Source organism: Zoogloea sp. 1C4, from assembly GCF_009469605.1.
In the GTDB taxonomy this organism is placed as follows: Bacteria; Pseudomonadota; Gammaproteobacteria; order Burkholderiales; family Rhodocyclaceae; genus Zoogloea; species Zoogloea oryzae.
The window spans coordinates 50,982-70,952 of sequence record NZ_SSXU01000015.1 but is presented as its reverse complement, the minus strand read 5'-3'; the positions used below and the strand labels follow the sequence as shown (position 1 = coordinate 70,952).

The 19,971-nt window shown below is 67.7% G+C and carries 17 protein-coding genes; 14 read left to right on the top strand and 3 right to left on the bottom strand.

The genetic code is table 11. The features are described from left to right. Positions 1–77 precede the first annotated feature (77 nt). From GH681_RS16750 to GH681_RS16715, 8 genes are all read left to right on the top strand, one after another. Positions 78–1,163 carry an acyltransferase gene (locus GH681_RS16750; RefSeq protein ID WP_153162665.1) on the top strand — a complete coding sequence of 362 codons (1,086 nt, stop codon included), beginning with the start codon at positions 78–80 and terminating at the stop codon, positions 1,161–1,163. Positions 1,164–1,308: 145 nt separating this feature from the next. Next, complete coding sequence (locus GH681_RS16745) at positions 1,309–3,402, top strand: YgiQ family radical SAM protein (RefSeq protein ID WP_228111948.1); 2,094 nt, start codon at positions 1,309–1,311, stop codon at positions 3,400–3,402. Between the two features lie 214 nt (positions 3,403–3,616). Next, positions 3,617–4,228, top strand: coding sequence for a phosphotyrosine protein phosphatase (locus GH681_RS16740; protein WP_153162661.1), 612 nt, complete (start codon positions 3,617–3,619; stop codon positions 4,226–4,228). Next, the gene (locus GH681_RS16735; protein WP_153162659.1) at positions 4,213–5,184 is read left to right on the top strand and encodes a polysaccharide deacetylase; all 972 of its coding nucleotides are present in this window, start codon (positions 4,213–4,215) and stop codon (positions 5,182–5,184) included. The genes GH681_RS16740 and GH681_RS16735 overlap by 16 nt, the downstream gene beginning before the upstream one ends. Before the next feature lie 141 nt (positions 5,185–5,325). Then, positions 5,326–5,733 (top strand): GtrA family protein, encoded by a 408-nt coding sequence (locus GH681_RS16730; RefSeq protein WP_153162658.1) that lies wholly within the window; start codon positions 5,326–5,328, stop codon positions 5,731–5,733. Further along, positions 5,730–6,740, top strand: coding sequence for a glycosyltransferase family 2 protein (locus GH681_RS16725; protein WP_153162656.1), 1,011 nt, complete (start codon positions 5,730–5,732; stop codon positions 6,738–6,740). Before GH681_RS16730 ends, GH681_RS16725 begins: the two co-directional genes overlap by 4 nt. Then, the gene (locus GH681_RS16720; RefSeq protein ID WP_153162654.1) at positions 6,737–8,530 is read left to right on the top strand and encodes a hypothetical protein; all 1,794 of its coding nucleotides are present in this window, start codon (positions 6,737–6,739) and stop codon (positions 8,528–8,530) included. Before GH681_RS16725 ends, GH681_RS16720 begins: the two co-directional genes overlap by 4 nt. Before the next feature lie 36 nt (positions 8,531–8,566). Then, entirely contained in the window at positions 8,567–9,778 is a 1,212-nt protein-coding gene (locus GH681_RS16715; RefSeq protein ID WP_194271261.1) for a carboxylate--amine ligase, read from the top strand. On the opposite strand, the gene GH681_RS16710 is transcribed toward GH681_RS16715, so the two are convergent. After that, on the bottom strand, positions 9,712–9,987 hold the full coding sequence (locus GH681_RS16710) for a PEP-CTERM sorting domain-containing protein (RefSeq protein ID WP_153162651.1): 276 nt from the start codon (positions 9,985–9,987) through the stop codon (positions 9,712–9,714). The genes GH681_RS16715 and GH681_RS16710 overlap by 67 nt on opposite strands. Before the next feature lie 35 nt (positions 9,988–10,022). Between GH681_RS16710 and GH681_RS16705 the strand changes: the two genes are divergently transcribed. Further along, entirely contained in the window at positions 10,023–11,081 is a 1,059-nt protein-coding gene (locus GH681_RS16705) for a carboxysome shell carbonic anhydrase domain-containg protein (protein WP_153162650.1), read from the top strand. Positions 11,082–11,090: 9 nt separating this feature from the next. Here GH681_RS16705 and ppk2 read toward each other — a convergent pair whose 3' ends face one another. Both ppk2 and ppc read right to left on the bottom strand, forming a co-directional pair. Then, the gene (gene ppk2 / locus GH681_RS16700; protein ID WP_153162648.1) at positions 11,091–12,014 is read right to left on the bottom strand and encodes a polyphosphate kinase 2; all 924 of its coding nucleotides are present in this window, start codon (positions 12,012–12,014) and stop codon (positions 11,091–11,093) included. 88 nt (positions 12,015–12,102) lie between these two features. Beyond that, positions 12,103–14,865, bottom strand: a complete 2,763-nt coding sequence (gene ppc, locus GH681_RS16695) for a phosphoenolpyruvate carboxylase (RefSeq protein WP_153162646.1) — start codon at positions 14,863–14,865, stop codon at positions 12,103–12,105. A gap of 188 nt (positions 14,866–15,053) precedes the next feature. On the opposite strand from ppc, the gene hemC reads away from it, so the two are divergent. The 5 genes from hemC (at position 15,054) to ahpC (ending at position 19,872) form a co-directional block, all read left to right on the top strand. Further along, positions 15,054–15,983: a hydroxymethylbilane synthase gene (gene hemC / locus GH681_RS16690; protein ID WP_153162644.1), complete on the top strand. Its 930-nt coding sequence runs from the start codon at positions 15,054–15,056 to the stop codon at positions 15,981–15,983. Positions 15,984–15,993: 10 nt separating this feature from the next. Continuing rightward, positions 15,994–16,785, top strand: a complete 792-nt coding sequence (locus GH681_RS16685) for a uroporphyrinogen-III synthase (RefSeq protein WP_153162642.1) — start codon at positions 15,994–15,996, stop codon at positions 16,783–16,785. Positions 16,786–16,795: 10 nt separating this feature from the next. Then, entirely contained in the window at positions 16,796–17,896 is a 1,101-nt protein-coding gene (locus GH681_RS16680) for a uroporphyrinogen-III C-methyltransferase (protein ID WP_153162641.1), read from the top strand. A 7-nt stretch (positions 17,897–17,903) separates the two neighbouring features. Next, positions 17,904–19,079 (top strand): heme biosynthesis HemY N-terminal domain-containing protein, encoded by a 1,176-nt coding sequence (locus GH681_RS16675; protein ID WP_153162639.1) that lies wholly within the window; start codon positions 17,904–17,906, stop codon positions 19,077–19,079. Between the two features lie 229 nt (positions 19,080–19,308). Further along, positions 19,309–19,872 carry an alkyl hydroperoxide reductase subunit C gene (gene ahpC, locus GH681_RS16670; protein ID WP_153162637.1) on the top strand — a complete coding sequence of 188 codons (564 nt, stop codon included), beginning with the start codon at positions 19,309–19,311 and terminating at the stop codon, positions 19,870–19,872. Positions 19,873–19,971: the final 99 nt, after the last annotated feature.

The window sequence follows — 19,971 nt, the reverse complement described above, 5'->3', positions numbered from 1 at the left end:
TGATCTGCTGATTACCGGATGGCATCAACGTAAAAAACTGTAAATTCGCCGTTCGCATATGATGACGGAGCGGTGGAGTGGGGCGGTCCTTTTCGATCTATCTTGATCTGATACGTGTTTCTGCAGCGTTTCTTGTCTATCTGTACCACTCGAACCAGCGCTTCCTGAGCGAAACCGAGCTTCCCTTCAGTGGCTACGGCCACAGCGCGGTGGTGGTGTTCTTCGTGTTGTCGGGGTTCGTCATCCGCCACGTCACCGACACCAAGGAGATGCACTGGCCGGATTACGCCGCCAGTCGCATCGCCCGCATCTTCTCGGTCACCGTGCCGGCGATCTTCCTCACCTTGATCTGCGACGCCATTGGCCGCGCCGTCGAGCCGGCGATCTACGCGCACAGCGCGTCCGGCCAGGTGCTGGCGCGGGTCGTGTTGAGCCTGCTGATGCTCAACGAGGTGTGGCTGATGTCGGTGATGAGCTTCTCGAACCTGCCGTTCTGGTCGATCTGCGTGGAGTTCTGGTACTACGCCGCGTTTGCGCTGGTGGTCTTCCTGCCCCGGCGCAAAGGCTGGGTGGCGGCGGCGCTGCTGGCGCTCGGGCTGGGGCCGAAGTTCATCCTGCTGGCGCCGATCTGGTGCTCGGGCGTCGTGCTGTACCGCTGGCGCTGGCCGCGACGGCTGGGGCAGTGGCCGTCCCTCGCGCTGGTGGCGCTCAGCCTGATCGGCATCTGGCAGTTCCACGCCCGGGGGATCGACGCCTGGAGTTGCGAGTGGCTCAAGGCCACGCTGGGGCAGGATCGGGCCCAGTACCTGGGGTTTGCCAACTACGTTGTCGGCGACTACCTGCTGGCCTTGCTGGTGTGCATGAACTTCGCCGGCATGCGCAATCTGCTGGCCGGGTCGGGCGGCTGGCTGATTGCCGTGGAGCGCCCGGTGCGTCTGCTCGCCGCCTGCACCTTCACGCTCTACCTGCTGCACATGCCGCTGTTCCTCATGTGGAGCGCGGTCGTGGGCGGTAATCCGGCGCAGCCGTGGTACTGGCTGACGGTGACCGGCCTGATGCTGGCGAGCGTGGTGCTGATCAGCCGCCAGACCGAGGCGCAGCGTTACCGGCTGCGTGGCTGGCTGCTCGGGCTTTTCGAGCGGCGCGGCGTGGCGATGGCCTGATTCCGGGGCGGGAACGTCCGCTTTCGCGGGTGTTCCAACATGGGCTCCCGTACAATCGCGCCCCATGGAAAACCCCGGCACCACCCCCTCCCTGCTTTCGTATCCCCGCTACCGGCCCGAGCTCAAGCCGGCGCCTTTCCTGCCCATGAGCCGGGCGGAAATGGACGCCCTGGGCTGGGACGCGTGCGACATCATCATCGTCACCGGCGACGCCTACATCGACCACCCGAGCTTCGGCATGGCGCTGGTGGGGCGCGCCCTCGAAGCCCAGGGCTTCCGCGTCGGCATCATCAGCCAGCCCGACTGGCACTCGGCCGACGCCTTCCGGGCGCTCGGCAAGCCGCGCCTGTTCTACGGCATCACCGCCGGGAACATGGATTCGATGATCAACCGCTACACCGCGGATCGCAAACCCCGTTCTGACGACGCCTACACGCCCGGCGCCGAGCCCGACAAGCGCCCGGACCGCGCCGTCGTGGTCTACGCCCAGCGCGCCCGCGAGGCCTACCCGGACGCCAACATCGTGATCGGCTCCATCGAGGCCAGCCTGCGCCGGATCGCCCATTACGACCACTGGTCCGAGAAGGTGCGCCGCTCGGTGCTGCCCGATTCCAAGGCCGATCTGCTGGTGTTCGGCTCCGGCGAGCGGGCGGTGATCGCGCTGGCCCATCGCCTTGCGGCCGGCGAGCCGATTGAACAGATCCGCGACCTGCGCGGCACCGCCTTCATGGTCAAGCCCGGCTGGCGGCCGGAAGGCTTCGTCGAGGTGGACTCCATCGCCATCGACCGCCCCGGCCCCGTCGAGCCGCACCCCGATCCCTACGCCATGGAGCCCCAGCAGACGGCGCCCGCCGCCGACGGCGCCCAACCGGTGCGCATCATCCCGGCTGCCGAGCGCGTCGCCGCCCGCAAGGCCGACCGCGCGAAGCAGGTGATCCGCCTGCCGGCCTACGAGGTGGTGAAGGACGACCGGGTGATGTACGCCCATGCGTCGCGCACCTTCCACCTCGAGTCCAACCCCGGCAACGCCCGGGCGATGGTCCAGGCCCACGGCGTCGGACCCGGCTGCCGCGACGTCTGGCTCAACCCGCCGCCGATCCCGCTCACCACCGAGGAGATGGACTGGGTCTTCGGCCAGCCCTACGCCCGCCGGCCGCACCCGGCCTACGGCGAGGCGCGCATCCCGGCGTGGGACATGATCCGCTTCTCGATCAACATCATGCGGGGCTGCTTCGGCGGCTGCACCTTCTGCTCGATCACCGAGCACGAGGGGCGCATCATCCAGAGCCGCTCCGAGGCGTCGATCCTGCGCGAGATCGAGGAGATCCGCGACAAGACGCCGGGCTTCACCGGCACCATCTCGGATCTCGGCGGCCCCACCGCCAACATGTACCGCATGGCCTGCAAGGACCCGAAGATCGAGTCGTCGTGCCGCCGGCTGTCGTGCGTGTTCCCCGGCATCTGCGAAAACCTCGGCACCGACCACGGCCCGCTGGTGCGCCTGTACCGCAAGGCGCGGGCGATCCCGGGCGTGAAGAAGGTGCTGATCGGTTCCGGCTTGCGCTACGACCTCGCGGTGCGCTCGCCCGAATACGTGAAGGAGCTCGTCACCCATCACGTGGGCGGCCTGCTCAAGATCGCCCCGGAGCACACCGAGGACGGCCCGCTGGGCAAGATGATGAAGCCCGGCATCGGCACCTATGACCTCTTCAAGGAGATGTTCGAGCGCTTCTCGAAGGAGGCCGGCAAGAAGCAGCACCTGATCCCCTACTTCATCGCCGCCCACCCGGGCACCAGCGACGAGGACATGGTCAACCTGGCCCTGTGGCTGAAGTCCAACAACTTCAAGCTCGACCAGGTGCAGACCTTCCTGCCCACACCGATGGCCATGGCCACCACCATGTATCACTCCGGCAAGAACCCGCTGCGCAAGGTGTCGGCGGATTCGGAGGCCGTGGATACGCCCAAGTCCGGCCGCCAGCGCCGGCTCCACAAGGCGCTGCTGCGCTACCACGATCCGGAAGGCTGGCCGCTGATCCGCGAGGCCCTGCGGGCGATGGGCCGGTCCGACCTGATTGGCACGGCGCCGCGCCATCTGGTGCCCCGCGACCAGCCGGTGGTGCTCGACCGGAGCGGCGGCAACCCCGGTGGCGGCGCGCGTCGTACCGGCAAGGCCGCCAGCCCGGTGGGCGCGCGCCGGGCGCCACCACCCCGCCGTGGCGGAAAGCCGACGCGATAAGGTAAATTTGTGCGTCGCAGCGCCAGGGCTGCACGGGGTGCACTCTCCTGTCGCCGGTATCATCCGGCCACCCATGTCGAGTGGGTTCTCGCGTGTGTGCGGTAGGCAACATAAGCCGGCTTCCGCGGCGCGTGACGGTTTCATTTGTCGATGAAGTGTTGTTACGCTCACGCAGGCGGACACCTCATGTCCATTAAATACGGGTGGTGAAAGAGTGGAAAAGCTGGTCTATAGCCCGAGTCTCTCCGGACGGCTCGCCTCGCTGATCGATGTGAGTTTCGGGACTTTCCGCGGCTTCGTGCGGCTGGTCCTGGGCGAGCTCGAGTTTCTCGGCGGACGTCTCGGCCCCTTCGTGCAGATTCGCCCGAAGGCGGTGAAGCGGCTGGTCTTCGTGTGCCTCGGCAACATCAACCGCAGCGCCTTTGGCCACGTGGTGGCCGAGGGCATGGGTGCCCGGGTGGCGTCGCTGGGGCTGTCCACCACCACCGGTGCGCCGGCCTTCGAGAAGGCCATTGCCGCTGCGCCGGTGTATGGCTTTGATCTCACCGCCCACCGGGCCACAAACTTCACCGACTTCAAATACCAGCCCGGCGACCTGCTGCTGGCGATGGAAGTGCGCCACGCCCACGAACTCATCCGTCGCGGCATTCCCGCCGACGCCATCGCCCTGCTGGGGCACTGGTCGCGCCCGCACCGCATCCACATCCACGATCCGCACCTGCACACCGATCAGTATTTCCGGACCTGCTTCGCGATCATCCACTCCGCCGTGGCCAATCTGATCGAGGAGCTGCGCGAGGGGGAAAGCCCATGCCTGACCCGGTAAAGGTCTACCTGACCTTCGACATCGAAGTCTGGTGTGGAGGCTGGAAGGATCTCGACGCAAAGTTTCCGGCGAGCTTCGAGCGCTACGTGTACGGCCGCTCGTCGGCCGGCGACTACGCGCTGCCGAAAACCCTCGAGATCCTCGACCGTAACGGCCTGAAAGGCGTGTTCTTCGTCGAGCCGCTGTTTGCCGCCCGGTTTGGCGTCGAGCATCTGGCGACCATCGTCGACCTGATCCGCGCGGGCGGTCATGATGTTCAGCTGCATCTTCACCCGGAATGGTCGGACGAGCTGCGGCCGCTGCCGTTTCCTGGCGCCAGCCGCAAGCGCCAGCATCTGGCCTATTACACGCTCGAAGAGCAGACCATCCTGATCCGCAAGGGGCTCGACCTGATGGCCCAGGTCGATTGCCACCCGATCGCCTTTCGCGCCGGCAGCTTTGCCGCCAGCGCCGACACCTTCCGCGCCCTCGAGGCCTGCGGGCTGGGGCTGGATTTCAGCCTCAACGAGGTGAGCGCCGACAGCGCGCCCGACCTGCGCGGGCAGGCGGATTTCCTCCAGCCCAGCCACATCGGGGCGGTCAAGAGCGTGCCGATGACGATCTTCCGCGACGGCACCGGACGCCTGCGTCCGGCTCAGCTGGGCAGCTGCAGCGTGGCTGAGCTGGAAGGCGCGCTGGAATCGATCCGCGCGCTGGGCATCGGCCATTTTGTGCTGCTGTCCCACAATTTCGAGATGCTGAAACAGGGACGAAGCAATCCGGATGGTATCGTCGTGCGCCGGTTTGAAAAATTGTGCAAACTTTTGGCGGCGCGGCGTGACGAATTTACTGTTTCGACCACGGCTATGCTGCCAACATTCAAGGCCAACCCGCAGAAGGTGTCGTTGCCTTCCGTTGGCCTGCCGGCAACGCTGTGGCGTCTTGGCGAGCAGGCCGCGCGGCGTTTTATTGGCTGAGGCCGGTCACCTGACCGCCCAGCCCGCGCCTGAGCGCCTGGCCGAGCGGAACGGGCGATCTGTTGAATCCAGCCCGTGGTGTGCCATGAAACCAGCCTTTCGCCAACGTCCGGCGCGGACTCCATCTGCGCGGAGCCCTTTGTGACCGGGCCTGCGCCGCTGCTGCGTGACCGGCGGCGGGCCACCGTAGCCCGCTACGCGCTGACCGGCGTCGGGTTGCTGGTGCTCGACATGTGTGTGTTCTTCGTGCTGGCCAGGGTCTTCATGGTGGCGCCGGCGTACTCTCAGCTGGCTGCGCGGACGGCCGGCGCGGTAGCCGGATTTTTCGGGCACAAGTATTTTTCGTTCGGCAATGGGGGGCGTGGCGCGGCAGTCCCTCTGCGTCAGGCGCTGCTATACGGTCTCGTGACGGTGGTGACGATCTCCATCTCGCCGCTGGTGCTGGTGGGGCTGCTCGCGCTGATCGACAACCTTTTGGTGGCCAAGCTCGGCACCGAGGTGGTCATGGTGGCCTTCAATTACTTCTGCCTCAGTAAGGTGTTCCGATGAAGCTCGGTGCGGACAGGGTCGATGTGTCGGTGGTCGTGCCCGCCTTCAATGAGGCGGACGGACTGTGCCGTTTCGTCGAGGTGCTCGACCGGGTGCTCGCGCCGCTGAACGTCCGCGCCGAACTGGTCATCGTCAACGACGGCTCGCGGGATGCCACCGAGCGGGTGCTGGCCGACATCGCCAGGCATCGTCCGGATGTGGTGCCGGTCAATTTCTCGCGCAACTTCGGCAAGGAGGCCGCCCTGGCCGCCGGCCTCGCGGTGGCCACCGGTGAATGCGTGGTGTTCATGGACGCCGACCTCCAGCATCCGCCCGAAGCCCTGCCCGAGATGCTCGCCAAGTGGCGCGAAGGCTTCGACGTGGTGAATGGCCGCAAGCGGCGGCGCAGCCACGAGCCGGCGCTCTACCGCAAGTTTGCGGCGATCTTCAACGGGCTGATGAGCCACGCGGTGGGGGGCGACATGGCGGGGGCGAGCGATTTCAAGCTGCTCGACCGGCAGGTGGTCAACACCTTGCTGCAGTTTCCCGAGCGTAACCGGTTCTTCCGCGGCATGGTCACGTGGGTCGGCTACCGGGTCGCCGATGTCGAGTTCGACGTGCAGGAGCGCGAGATCGGCAGCACCAAGTGGTCGCTGGGCGGGTTGATCCGCTATTCCCTCGGCAACCTGCTGGCCTTCTCGTCGCTGCCGTTGGTGGCGGTGGCCTACGTGGGCTTTGCCACCGTGGGCCTCGGCACGCTGCTGCTCATCCAGACGCTTTACCGCTACTTCTCCGGCACCGCGGCGATCGGCTTCACCACCGTGATCGCCGTGCAGGTGATGCTGGGCGGCATGATCCTGACCGCGCTGGGGGTGATTTCCATCTACCTGGCGCGCATGTACGACGAACAGAAGCAGCGGCCGATGTTCATCATCCGCCGCCCGCGACTCCACCCGCCCCACGGCGGCGGCAGCGAGCGTCCGCCGCTGGTGATCGCCGGCGGCCGCGATTTTGGAGATGGTGAATGATCTACTCCCCTTCGGCCCCGGCGCCGATGAGCCTCCGGCAGGGCGTGATCGCCTTCGGGCTGCTCCTCGCGCTGGCGCTGGTGCTGCATTTCCCCCATTTCGGGTCGCACACCGGCGACCCGAACTTCGATTTCTACCTGCACTACCACTGGGCCAAGGAGTACGCCCAGCGCTTTGCCGAAGGCTGGCTGTATCCGCGATGGACCTTCTTCGCCCGCTACGGGCTGGGCGAGCCGATCTTCGTGTTCTATTCGCCGCTGTATTACCTGCTCACCGCGCTGATCACCCTGACGGGCCTCGGCACCTGGAACGCCATGCATGTGGTGGAAGTGTTGAGCAATGCGGTGTTCGGCTATTTCATCTACCTCACCTGCCGCCACTACACCTCGAACCGGCTGGCGCTGGTGGCGGCGTTTGCTGCCTCCGCCAACCCCTTTCTGGTGATGCTGCACTACAAGTTCCAGGGCTTCGCGTGGGCGTCGGTGGGCTACGCGGCCCACGGCATGCTGCTGTGGTCGATGTTCCGCCCCAAGGCCTCGTTCGAGCGGATCAACCTGTGGGCCGCGGCGGCCTTGGGCATCGCGGTGGTGGGCCACACCATGAGCACCCTGGTGATGCTGATCTCCTACTCGGCGGCGGTGTTCGTCGCGCCCACGGCGTGGGGCGGGGTGAGCTTTGCCGGCCTCGTGCGGCGGCTGCTGGCGTGGGCCGGCACGGTGGCCATCGGGCTCGGGCTGGGCGCCTTCTACCTGCTGCCGGCGCTGGGTTCGACCTCGCTGATCAATGTTGAGGGCTGGACGGGCCCGCACATCCTGCAGGCCTTTGCGTGGCCGACGTTCTCGGCGCTGATCAACGGGGTTCAGTGGTTCTCGTTCCAGTGGCCGCTGGCGGTGCCGGTGCTGGCGCTGGTGATCGTCGAGGGCTGGTTCCTGTTCCGCCTGCGGGCGGGTGCCGGGCAGGGGGCCAATCCGCTGCTGATCCGGCTGTTCATGGTGCTGGCGGTGTCGGTGTTCTTTGCGTCGGAGCTGTCGTATCCCCTGTGGACCTTCGAATGGCCGCTGCTGCGCATCCAGCTGCCCTACCGTTTCCTGTCGGTGGGCTATGTGATGGTGATCGTCATCGGCGTGGTGGCCGCCCAGGTTGCCGGCAAGGTCGGGCGACAGGGCTGGGCCGCCGGCCTGGTGCGGTCGGTGCTGGCTATTGGTGTTCTGGGCCTGTTGATCGCCGCCAAGGCCACCTATCTCGACGGTGGCCCGTTGCCGTCCACGGTAGTCAAGGACGAGTACACCTTTGCCCACCTGGCCCAGTGGAAGCGCACGCCGAATGGCGGTTTCCGTTGCGATCTCGAGCCTGCGGCCTGTGAGGCGCTGCCTTTCAGTGCCGGGGCCTTCCGGGGCACCTCGGAATACCTCACGCGTTTTGCGCCACCGGCCTGGGTGGACTACGCCGTGGCCGGTTTTGAAAAGGAATGTCAAAACGATGGCGCCCGCTGCGGCCCCGCGCACCACGTGGCCAACACCGTCACATGGAAAATCGAGGCGCTGGCGGACACTACCGTGCATCTGCCCGTGTTTTACTTCCCGATGTGGGCGCTGGAGCGGGACGGGCAGCCGGTTCCGACGCAGTTTGATGCCAAAAACGGGCTGATGCAGGTGGATCTTGCCCCCGGCCCCCACGAAGTGCGCCTGATCTGGACCGAAACGCCGCTTTTCGAGCGGGCCCGCTGGATTTCGATGGCATCGTTCGGTGTGTTGATCGCCCTGGCCGTTGCTGGCAGAGTGCGGCGCTGAGCCCGATCTGGGCGCATGTTTCAACGAGTATCCCGAATGACCGACAAGCAAGTCCGCCCGCCGTGCTACGTGCTGGGCATCGAGACGCAGATTGGCCTGAGCCTCGTCCGTGAACTGGGCGAGGCCGGCGTGCCGGTGATCGGCATCGCCACGGGCGACAAGGCCATCGGCCTGCAGTCGCGCTACCTCGCCCACGGCGAGATCCTGAAAAAGCCGCGCACCGATGCGGGTCTGGCCGAGCTGCGCGCCAGCGGCGAGCGCCACGGCGCCGGCTATCTGCTGACCGTCTCCGAAGCCAATACCACCTGGCTGATCGAGAACCGCGACAGGCTCGGCGTGATCACCCCGCTGCTGCCCTCGAAGGACGCCTTCGCCATCGTGCTCGACAAGGGGCGCACCCTCGAAGCCGCCGCGGCGGTGGGCATCGACGTGCCGAAGAGCGCCAGCCCGGCCACCTGGACCGATGTGGAGCGGGTGGCGGCGAGCTTCCCTTTTCCTGCGGTGCTCAAGTGGTCCGACCCCAACGGCGTGGCGCTGGCGCTTCACGCGGCGGGCATCGAGCTGGTGAAGGCCGAATATGTCTATACCGCCGACGAGTTCCTGCGCGCTGCCGAGCGCTACCGGCCGGTGGAAATGTGGCCGCTGGTGCAGGAGTACTGCCCCGGCGTGGGTCTTGGTCAGTTCTTCTTCATGCACGAAGGCAAGGCCGTGCGGCGCTTCCAGCACCTGCGGGTGGCCGAGTGGCCGCCCGAGGGCGGGTTCTCCAGCGTGTGCGATGGGGTGCCGCTGGATCAGTTCACGGATCTGCAGGAGAAGTCCATCCGCCTGCTCCAGTCGATCGGCTGGGAGGGCGTGGCGATGGTCGAGTACCGTTACGACCCGGCCTCGGGCCGCGCGGTGCTGATGGAGGTGAACGGCCGCTTCTGGGGCAGCTTCCCCCTCGCCATGTACAGCGGCGCCGGCTTCGGCCTGCTGGCCTACAGCCTGCAGGGGCAGGGCGTGATGCCCAGCCTGCCGGCTCTGCGCGAAAACCTGCGCTGCCGGATGGTGGCCACCGAGATCAAGCGGTTGCGGCGCATCCTGCTGCAGCCGGGGCAGATCCGCGATCGGACCTTCCAGGTGCGTCCGGTGCGCGAGGTGCTGCGCTTCGTGGGCGACTTCCTGCGCCCGTCAGTGTGCTACTACGTGTGGAGCCTGAAGGACGTGAAGCCCTTCATCCGCGACGTGAGGAACGCCATCGGCGTCTGAGCGGCACCGCGACAGATCAAAGCAAAACGGCCAGGCTTGCGCGCCTGGCCGTTCTGTTTTGTGGTCTTGCGGATCGCTCGGGCGCGGCGGTGGCGGAGTGCGCCCAGGCCGGCCAGACCGAGGGCGGCGAGGGCCGCGGTGGCCGGCTCGGGCATGGCGCTGCTGAAGGTGAGCTGCGTGCCGTTGACCTGGCGGCGGGGGTGATGCACCTTCCCCGTTACAAGAAAACAAGGCGGGAGACATCATGAGCATCCACCGGAAGCCCATCGGCGAACGCATCGACTGGCTCTACGACGTGGCACGCCGGTACTCGGCGGCTTACTGTGACCCGGAGGCCAGCATGGCCCGGGAGCGCCATCGGGCGCGGCATCCCACCGCCATCGCCGTGCTCAAGTGCATGGACGGACGCATCAACATTCCCATCGCCACCAACACCCCGCCCGGCATCATCCAGCCCTTCCGCAACCTGGGAGGCTTCTTTGATCTGGGGTGGCCGCACCTGGGCGAGGTGATCGAGCATTACGTCCACGACCGGGTGCGCAGTGGTCAGCGGGTGCTGATGTTCATCACCTACCACTTCTCCCGGGGCGAGCCCCACCGCTGCTGCGCCGGCTTCAACTATCACACGGACCAGGCCATCGCCCACGTGTTCGGCGTCAAGGGCCAGGTGGAGCACGTGTTCGGGCGGGGGCATGCCACGGTTTATCCCCTGGTCTGCGGTTTCGAAACCGACGAGGACGCGCTGGTGCTGCACGGGGCCGGGGGGGCAACCCTGGATGTGTCCACCCTGGGGGCCGACGAAACCGAGGCCAGCCTGCGGGCGCGCCTGCAGCCCCTGTTTCCGGACATGCCGGGTGCGATGCTGGCCGATCTGGCCCGGCTGGTGGCGGGGAATGTCGCCCACGTGGCCGAGGTGCGCAAGCTTGACCGACAGCTCGACATCGAACACCGGGAGTGGATGATCTGCGTGGGGCGCGGCTTCGACTTCCTGCATGCCCCCAACCTGGCGCTGATCATCGGCCCCTACAGCCCCGATCTCGCCGACCCCATCCGCAAGGCCGGCGCGATCATTGCGTCCAACATGCACAAGGGGCGCATTCCGGACGACGGTTTTTTGCTGCTGGCGTCCTCCCCCTATCAGGACATCGGCTCGGACCGGGCCCGGGCCGAGCTCAAGGCGCGCTTCATGGCCCACTTTGCCGCCGAGGTGATCCGCCGCGATCTGCCCGATCTGGCGCCCCGGATGACGGTGCACTCGGCCGTGCTCAACTGGGCCACCCGGGGGCTGGAGGTGCTGGACTGAGCCTCGCCTTCAGCGGAAGTAGTCCGGCACGAACATCTCGGGCGGCACCTCGTGGCGCACGTAGTCCGGGTGCCTCACCCGTTCGGGCAGATCCACCAGCGGCCGCTCGACCTCGGCGTAGGGGATCTCGCCCAGCAGGTGGTGAATGCAGTTGAGGCGGGCGGCCTTCTTGTCGTCGGCCTGGACGATCCACCAGGGGGCTTCGGGGATGTGGGTGCGTTCCAGCATGATCTCCTTGGCCTCGGTGTATTTCTCCCAGCGGGCGCGGGATTCCAGATCCATGGGGCTCAGCTTCCACTGTTTGAGGGGGTCGTGGATGCGTGACAGGAAGCGGAAGTGCTGTTCCTCATCGGTGATCGAGAACCAGTACTTGATCAGCTGGATGCCGGAGCGTACCAGCATGCGCTCGAACTCGGGCACCGAGCGGAAGAACTCCTCGTAGTCGTCGTCGGAGCAGAAGCCCATGACCCGCTCCACGCCGGCCCGGTTGTACCAGCTGCGGTCGAACAGCACCATCTCGCCTGCTGCGGGGAGGTGCGGAACATAGCGCTGGAAGTACCACTGGGTACGTTCCCGGTCATTGGGGGCGGGCAGGGCGACGACCCGGCACACCCGGGGGTTGAGGCGCTGGGTGATGCGCTTGATGACGCCACCCTTGCCGGCGGCGTCGCGGCCTTCGAAGAGGATCACCACCCGGTGCCGGGTGGTGGCCACCCAGTCCTGCAGCTTGACCAGCTCGCCCTGCAGGCGCAGCAGCTCCTTGAAATAGCGCTGGCGCTGAGCCTTCTCCTCGTCGGTGGGTGGGTGCGCCGTGCCGCTGCCGATTTCCTCGAAACGACGGTCGTCGAGTTCCAGCTCGAGCTCTTCGTCGTAGCTGTCGAGGAGTTCGCGTTCCAGGCGACGGTGCAGGTCGCCGATTTCCTGATTGTCCATGGGGTCTCTGGTCAGAGTGCGCAAAAAAGCCGGTTGCAGGGGCTAGCCTGCACCGGCTGTATTGCACCTTGTCGACCGGAGGCCGTGCTCAGCCGCTGTTGCGCAGCCCCGCCGCCACGCCGTTGATCGACAGCAGGATGCCGCGCTGTACCCGCTCGTCCTGGTGGCCTTCCCGGTAGCGGTGGAGGAGTTCGACCTGCACGTGGTTGAGCGGGTCGAGGTAGGGGAAGCGGTTGTGGATCGACCGCTTGAGGAGCGGGTTGGCGTCCAGCAGTGCCTGCTGGCCGGTGATGGTGAGCAGGGCCGCCAGGGTGTCGGCGTGCTCCTTCTCGATGCGCGGGAAGATCGCCTCGCGCAGGGCGCCGTCCTTGACCAGATCGGCGTAGCGGCTGGCGATGGCGATGTCGCTCTTGGCGAGCACCATGTCCATGTTGGAGAGCAGGGTGGCGAAGAACGACCACTCCTTGTGCATCGCCGAGAGGCGCGCCATGCCGGCGTCGCCGTGCTTCGCGATATAGGCCTGCACCGCCGAGCCGAAGCCGTACCAGCCCGGCAGCATCAGCCGGCACTGGGCCCAGCTGAACACCCACGGGATCGCCCGCAGGTCTTCGATGGCGGTCGACTTCTTGCGCGACGCCGGGCGGCTGCCGATGTTGAGGGCGGCGATTTCCGAGATCACGGTGGATTCCCAGAAGTAACGCTCGAAGCCGTCGGTCTCGTACACCAGGTTGCGGTAGGCCTTGAAGGCGGCATCCGAGAGCTCGTCCATCGCCTCGAGGTACTCGGGGCGCGGCGCCGGATCGCGCGGCGCAAACAGCGTGGCTTCCAGCGTGGCGGCGGCGAGCACCTCCAGGTTGCGGCGGCCGACTTCGGGGTTGGCGTACTTGGAGGCGATGACCTCGCCCTGTTCGGTGAGGCGGATCTGGCCCTGCACGGCGCCGCCCGGCTGCGCCAGGATCGCCTGGTAGCTGGGGCCGCCGCCGCGGCCCACCGAGCCACCGCGGCCGTGGAACAGGCGCAGGCGCACGTTGTGGCGGGCGAAGGTATCCACGAGGCCGATCTCGGCCTTGTAGAGCTCCCAGCCGGAGGTGAGGAAGCCGCCGTCCTTGTTGCTGTCGGAGTAGCCGAGCATCACTTCCTGCTCCAGCTTGCGGGATTCCAGCAGCGCCATGTAGGCGGGGATGGCGAACAGCCGGTCCATCACGCCGGCGGCGTTCTGCAGGTCGCCGATGGTCTCGAAGAGCGGGATGATGTTCACGTCGAGCACGCCTTCGGCGGGGCGCAGCAGGCCGGCTTCCTTGGCGAGCACGGCGACTTCCAGCAGGTCGGAGACGTCGTCGGTCTTGGAGATGATGCAGTTGGGCACCGCGGCCTTGCCGTAGCGCAGGTGGGCGGCGCGGGCGGCGCGGAAGATCGCCAGCTCGCCGCGGGTCTCGTCGGAGTAATCCAGCCACGGCGAGGCGAGCAGGCGCGGGGTGGCGAGCTCTTCGAGCAGCATCTCGATGCGGCCGGCTTCGTCCAGCGCCAGGTAGTCGCGGGCGGGGTCGATGGACTTGATGAGCTCGGCCACCACGCGCTCGTGCACGTCGGAGTTCTGGCGCAGGTCGATGGGCGCCAGATGGAAGCCGAACACCGACACTGCCCGGCGCAGCATGCGCAGGCGGCCGCGGGCGAGGCTGCCCAGGCCGTTGGCGGTGAGGGAGCGGTGGATGACTTCGAGCTCGTCGGCCAGGGCGTCGGGGCTGTCGTAGGGCGCGGCCGGGGCCACGGCGTGGCGCGGCGGCTGGTGGCCGAGCAGGCGCGCGTAGGTGGCGGCGAGGCGCGCATACACGCCGGTGAGGGCGCGGCGGTAGGGCTCGTCGGAGCGGTGCGGCGAGCCGTCGGGCGAGGCTTCGGCGAGGCGCAGCAGGGCGTCGGAAGCACTCACCAGGCCCTGGGCGATGGAGAGCTGCGAGCCCAGGGTGTGCACCTCGTCCATGTAGTAGGTGAGGACCTTCTCGGCCTGCACGGCCAGCGCTTTCTCGAGGATCTCGGCGGTGACGAAGGGGTTGCCGTCCCGGTCGCCGCCGATCCAGCTGCCGACCTTCATGAAATTGGGCAGCTCCAGCGCGCCCCAGCTGCGGTCGCGGGTGGCGAGGCGATCCTCGACGTTGGCGTAGAGGCGCGGCAGCTCGCGCAGGAAGGTGTAGTCGAAGTACGACAGGCCGTTGGTCACCTCGTCCATCACCGACAGCTTCTCGGTGCGCAGCATGCGGGTCTGCCACAGGGTGAGCACCGCGCGGCGCAGGGCCTCGTCGTTGGCCTCCTGCTCCTCGGGCGTGAGCTGCATGCGGTCGCGCTCGTCGAGCAGGCGGGCGATCACCATCTGGCAGTTGAGGATGCTCTTGCGCTGGACTTCGGTCGGGTGGGCGGTGAGCACCGGCACTACGTTGGCGGTCTCGAAGAAGGCGGTGAGTTCGGCGCTGCCCATGCCGGCGTCGAAGGCCCGGGCCAGGGCGTGGGCCAGGCTGCCCTCGCGGGGCGCGGAGCCGGCGATCTGGTGGGCGCGGGAGCGGCGGATGTGGTGCTGGTCCTCGGCGATGTTGGCCAGGTGCGAGAAATAGCTGAAGGCGCGCACCACGTCGATGGTCTGGTCGCGGGAGAGCGAATCGAGCGTGGCTTCCAGTTCGCGGCGGGCGGCGTGGTCTTCGTGGCGCCGGAAGCGGATCGAGCACTGGCGGATCGCCTCGACCAGATCGAACACGGCTTCGCCTTCCTGGGCGCGGACGGTGTCGCCGAGAATGCGGCCGAGCAGACGGATGTCGTCGCGCAGGGGGAGGTCTTTGTCGTCGCTCTTGTTGTGTTCGCTCATCGGAAATCCTGTCCAGTCGGTTGCGGTCGGCGCGGGAGGCGCAGCAGGGGGCCATGCTAGAATCGCGGCCCGGATGACCGCCATAGGTGGCAACCCTGATGCTGCACTGCAGAAGCTGCAGATTGCCGTCCAAGGCCGCCGCTGTCCATCCCCGAACCACCCCTCAACCCTTGCCGAGCCCGAATACCGTGAGCGCCCCTACGCCCGACCGCATCGTCATCGCCACCCGTGAAAGCCGCCTCGCCCTGTGGCAGGCCGAGCACGTCAAGGCCCGCCTCGAAGCCCTCTACCCGTCCTGCAAGGTCGAACTGCTGGGCATGACCACCCGCGGCGACCAGATCCTCGACCGGCCGCTGGCCAAGGTGGGCGGCAAGGGCCTGTTCGTCAAGGAACTCGAAACCGCGCTCCTCGACCGCGCCGCCGACATCGCCGTGCATTCCATGAAGGACGTGCCGATGACCCTCGCGCCCGAGTTCGCGCTGGTGGCCATCGCCGAACGCGAAGTGCCGCTGGATGCCTTCGTCTCCAACAAGTACGAGAGCCTCGACGACATGCCGCCGGGCGCCGTGGTGGGCACCTCCAGCCTGCGCCGCGAATCCCAGATCCACGCCCAGTACCCGATGCTGGCCGTCACCAGCCTGCGTGGCAACCTCGACACCCGCCTGCGCAAGCTCGACGAAGGCCAGTACGACGCGATCATCCTCGCCGCCGCCGGCCTCACCCGCCTGGGCCTCGCCAGCCGCATCCGCGGCACGCTGCCGTCCGAGGTCTCGCTGCCGGCCGCAGGCCAGGGCGCCCTGGGCATCGAGGCGCTGTCCGACCGGCCCGAAGTCGCCGCCTGGATCGCCCCGCTGGCCGACGCCAACTCCGCCGCCTGCGTGCGCGCCGAGCGCGCCACCTCCCGCGCGCTGGCCGGCAGCTGCGAAGTGCCGCTGGGCGCCTATGCCGAGGTGAAGGACGGCGAGCTGTGGCTGCGCGGCTTCGTCGCCCTGCCCGATGGCTCGCGCATCGCCCGCGCCGAGCGCCGTGGCCCGATCGACCAGCCGGAAGCCCTTGGCCTCGCGCTGGCCGAAGATCTGCGTGCCGACGGCGCCGACGAAATCCTCGCCGGGCTCTAAGGTTCGCAGCATGGCTGGCCAGCCGCTCGCCGGGCGCAGCGTCGTCGTCACCCGCCCGGCCGGGCAGGCCGACAGCCTGTGCGCGGCGCTGGCGGCCCTCGGCGCCGAGCCCCTGCGCTTTCCGCTCCTCACCATCACGCCGGTGGCCGATCCAGCCCCGCTGCAGGATGCGGCCCGGCGGCTGGCGGATTTCGCGCTGGCCTTCTTCGTCAGCCCCAACGCCGTCAATCTGGCGCTGGACGCGATGCTGCCAATCGCCCCGTGGCCGGGCTCGACCCTGGTCGCCACGGTGGGCAAGGGGAGTGAAGCAGCCCTGGCGGCCCGCGGCTTTGCCGACGTGATCGCGCCGCAGAGCGGTTTTGACAGCGAATCCGTGCTTGCCCTGCCGGCTTTCCAGCCTGGCGCCGTGGCCGGCAGGCGCGTGCTGATCCTGCGCGGCGATGGCGGGCGTGATCTCCTCGGCGACACCCTCGTCCAGCGCGGCGCCACCGTCGAATACCTCACCTGCTACCACCGCAGTGGTCCGGCGGATGACCCCGCGCCCCTCGTCGCCCGGGCCCGCGACGGCCGGCTCGACGCCCTGACCCTCACCAGCAGCGAAGGCGTCGCCCATCTGACGGCTCTGCCCGGCGCGGCCGAACTGCGTCCGGTGCCCGTCTTCGTGCCCCACCCGCGCATCGCCGCGGCGGCCCGGGACGCCGGATTCTCCACCGTCATCGCCACCGGGGCGGGCGACCAGGGCCTCATCGACGGCCTCATCGACCACTTCTCGGCGCGCAACCACAACGCCTATCCGGGTTAAACTCACGCCCATGAGCAGCGAAAACCCCAGCCTCCCGCCCGCCGACGCCCGGCCGGCGCCCGCGCCCTCGTTGTGGCGCCGCCCTTCCGCCATCGTTGCCGCCGTCGCGCTCGCGCTCCTCGGCTGGCAGTGGGTCGAAACCCGCAGCCGCCTTGCCGACATGCAGGAAGAGCTGGCCCGCCGCCTTTCCACGAGCGACACCGCCGCCACCGAAAGCCGCGCGCTGGCCAAGCTGGCCCAGGAAAACCTGCAGGACATCCAGACCAAGATCGGCGCGCTGGAATCCCGCTTCTCCGAATCCCAGGGGCAGCAGGTGGCCCTCGAGGCCATGTACCACGAGTTCTCCCGTTCCCGGGACGACCGCCTGCTGTCCGAAGTCGAACAGGCCGTGCTGATCGCCGCCCAGCAGCTCCAGCTGGCCGGCAACGTGCAGGCCGCGCTGTTCGCGCTGCAAACGGCCGACGCCCGCCTCGGCACCGTCGACCGGCCCCACTGGTTGCCGCTGCGCAAGGCCATCGCCAGCGATCTCGATACCCTCAAGGCACTGCCGCAGGTGGATTCCGCCGGCGTTGCCCTCAAGCTCGAAACCCTCATCGGCCGCATCGACAACCTGCCGCTGGCCTTCGAAGCCCGGCCCAAGGCCGAAGCCGTCAAGGCCGACGAAGCCGCGCCCTCCTGGGCAAAGCGGCTTTGGCTCGATTTCTGGGCCGAGTTCAGCCAGCTGGTGCGGGTCGAGCGCATGGATCGCCCGGATCCGGCGCTCCTCGCCCCGAGCAACGCCGTGTTCCTGCGCGAAAACCTCAAGCTGCGCCTGATGAACGCCCGCCTCGCGCTGCTCTCCCGCGACGGCAACACCTTCCGCGAGGACATGCGGATCAGCGCCGAGTGGATGGGCCGCTACTTCGACCTCTCCAATGCCGGCGTCGAAGCGGCCAAGGCCGATCTGATCGAACTGCAGAAGACCCCGGTGGGCGTCGATCTGCCCAACCTGCAGGCCAGCCTCACCGCCCTGCGCGGTCTGCAGGCGGTGCCCGACCGACGCATCGAAGCGGCCGCGCCGACGCACGCCCCGGCCGCGGCCAAGCCCGCCGCCCCGGCGAAGAAGAACTGAGGCAGCCATGCGCGGATTGCTCTGGCTGCTCGGCCTCTTCGCCCTGGCCGCCATCCTTGCGGTGGCCGGCCGTTACAACGAAGGCTACGCCCTGCTGGTGTGGCCCCCGTATCGGATCCAGATCTCCCTCAACCTGCTGATCGTGCTGCTGGTGGGCGGGTTTGCGGCGATCTACGCCCTTACCCGGCTCGTCGCTCGCACCATGGCCCTCCCGCGGGCGGTGCAGCGCTATCGCCAGCGGGTCGGCCGCGAGCGCGCCGCCCAGGCGATCTACGACGCGGTTCGGCTGCGCATCGAAGGCCGCTTCGGCCAGGCCCTCAAGCAGGCCACTGCGGCCTATGAAGCCGGCGAATCCCGCGGCCTCGCGGCACTGCTGGCAGCCCGCGCGGCCCATTCCCTGCGTGACGAGACGCGCTACCGCTACTGGCTCGGCAAGGTGGCCGAAGAGGGCGAGGAGATGCGTCTGGCCCGCCTGATGACCGAGGCCAAGCTGGCCGTCGAGGATCGCCGCTTCGACGACGCGGCCGAAAGCCTTGCCGAACTCCAGGTGGGCGGTCAGCGTCACATCGCCGCGCTGCGCCTGGCGCTGCGCACCGCCCAGGCCAAGGGCGACTGGGGCGAGGCCGTGCGCGTGGTGCGTCAGCTCGTCAAGGTCAAGGCGCTCACGCCCGAACTGGCCGAACCGGTCAAGCGCCGCGCCCACCAGGAAGGGCTCAAGCAGCGCACGGGCGACGCCCTCGCCATCAACACCTACTGGCAGGATGTGCCCCGCGACGAGCAGCGCGACCCGCGGCTGGTCGCGTCCCTGGCCCGCGCGCTGATCGCGGCCGGCGACGGCAGCGGTGCCCAGAAGGCCATCGAGACGCAGCTCGCGCTGGGTTGGGACACCACCCTTGCCGGTATCTACGGCCGCTGCGAAGGCGGCGAGGTGCGCAGCCGGCTCGCCAAGGCCGAAGACTGGCTCACCCGCAACCCGCGCGATCCGCAGCTCCTGCTCACCCTTGGCCGGCTGTGCGTGCAGTCGCAGCTGTGGGGCAAGGCCGAAAGCTATCTCGAGGCCTCGCTGGCCATCGAGCCGGGCTGGGAAGCCCACGTGGAGCTCGCCCATCTGGCCGAGCGCATCAACCGCACCGACGATGCCAATCGGCATTACCGCGCCGCGGCAGTGCTCTCGCGCCGCTGATCTTTCCGGGGCGAAGCCTGCTTCGCCCCGCGTATTTCCCGCACTTTCCCGTCTTCCCACTTTGTTTCAGCCGGAATAATATTGTCATTCCGGAGCGTCCCAGCGGGGCGTGTTCCTTGATAGCTTTTTTTAATCTGGATGATTTCATCAATCAATTTGAGCGATGGCGCATCCGGGCCTATCATGTGACTTCCGAAGACCCAACTCCCAACCCGTGAAGGAAACATCAATGTCCCTGATCAACACCGAAATCAAGCCGTTCAAGTCCACCGCTTTCCACAATGGCAAGTTCGTTGACGTGACTGAAGCCGACGTCAAGGGCAAGTGGTCCGTGTTCTTCTTCTACCCCGCCGACTTCACCTTCGTCTGCCCGACCGAGCTGGGCGACATGGCCGACGTCTACCCCGAATTCCAGAAGCTGGGCGTTGAGGTGTACTCCGTCTCCACCGACACCCACTTCGTGCACAAGGCCTGGGCCGACGCTTCCGACACCATCAAGAAGATCAAGTACCCGATGCTGGGCGACCCCACCGGCACCATCGCCCGCAACTTCGACGTGATGATTGAAGAAGCCGGCCTGGCGCTGCGCGGCACCTTCGTGGTGAACCCGGAAGGCGTCATCAAGGTCGCCGAGATCCACGACCTGGGCATCGGCCGTGACGCGTCCGAGCTGCTGCGCAAGGTCAAGGCTGCCCAGTACGTTGCCTCCCACCCGGGCGAAGTCTGCCCCGCCAAGTGGCAGGAAGGCGCCGAGACCCTGAAGCCGTCCCTGGACCTCGTCGGCAAGATCTAAGTCTTCCGCCGGACAGCGCTTCACGCTGTTCCAGAACGCCCGGGCGTCTCACGGCGCGCCGGGCGTTTTTACTTCTGCGCTTCGAACAAGAAAGGAATT

Coding starts and splice junctions, on each gene's coding strand:
- GH681_RS16745 (WP_228111948.1), top strand. CDS start 1,309: ATGAGCCGGGCGGAAATGGACGCCCTGGGCTGGGACGCGTGCGACATC.
- GH681_RS16735 (WP_153162659.1), top strand. CDS start 4,213: ATGCCTGACCCGGTAAAGGTCTACCTGACCTTCGACATCGAAGTCTGG.
- GH681_RS16725 (WP_153162656.1), top strand. CDS start 5,730: ATGAAGCTCGGTGCGGACAGGGTCGATGTGTCGGTGGTCGTGCCCGCC.
- GH681_RS16720 (WP_153162654.1), top strand. CDS start 6,737: ATGATCTACTCCCCTTCGGCCCCGGCGCCGATGAGCCTCCGGCAGGGC.
- GH681_RS16715 (WP_194271261.1), top strand. CDS start 8,567: ATGACCGACAAGCAAGTCCGCCCGCCGTGCTACGTGCTGGGCATCGAG.
- GH681_RS16705 (WP_153162650.1), top strand. CDS start 10,023: ATGAGCATCCACCGGAAGCCCATCGGCGAACGCATCGACTGGCTCTAC.
- ppk2 (WP_153162648.1), bottom strand. CDS start 12,014: ATGGACAATCAGGAAATCGGCGACCTGCACCGTCGCCTGGAACGCGAA.
- ppc (WP_153162646.1), bottom strand. CDS start 14,865: ATGAGCGAACACAACAAGAGCGACGACAAAGACCTCCCCCTGCGCGAC.
- GH681_RS16685 (WP_153162642.1), top strand. CDS start 15,994: ATGGCTGGCCAGCCGCTCGCCGGGCGCAGCGTCGTCGTCACCCGCCCG.
- GH681_RS16680 (WP_153162641.1), top strand. CDS start 16,796: ATGAGCAGCGAAAACCCCAGCCTCCCGCCCGCCGACGCCCGGCCGGCG.
- GH681_RS16675 (WP_153162639.1), top strand. CDS start 17,904: ATGCGCGGATTGCTCTGGCTGCTCGGCCTCTTCGCCCTGGCCGCCATC.
- ahpC (WP_153162637.1), top strand. CDS start 19,309: ATGTCCCTGATCAACACCGAAATCAAGCCGTTCAAGTCCACCGCTTTC.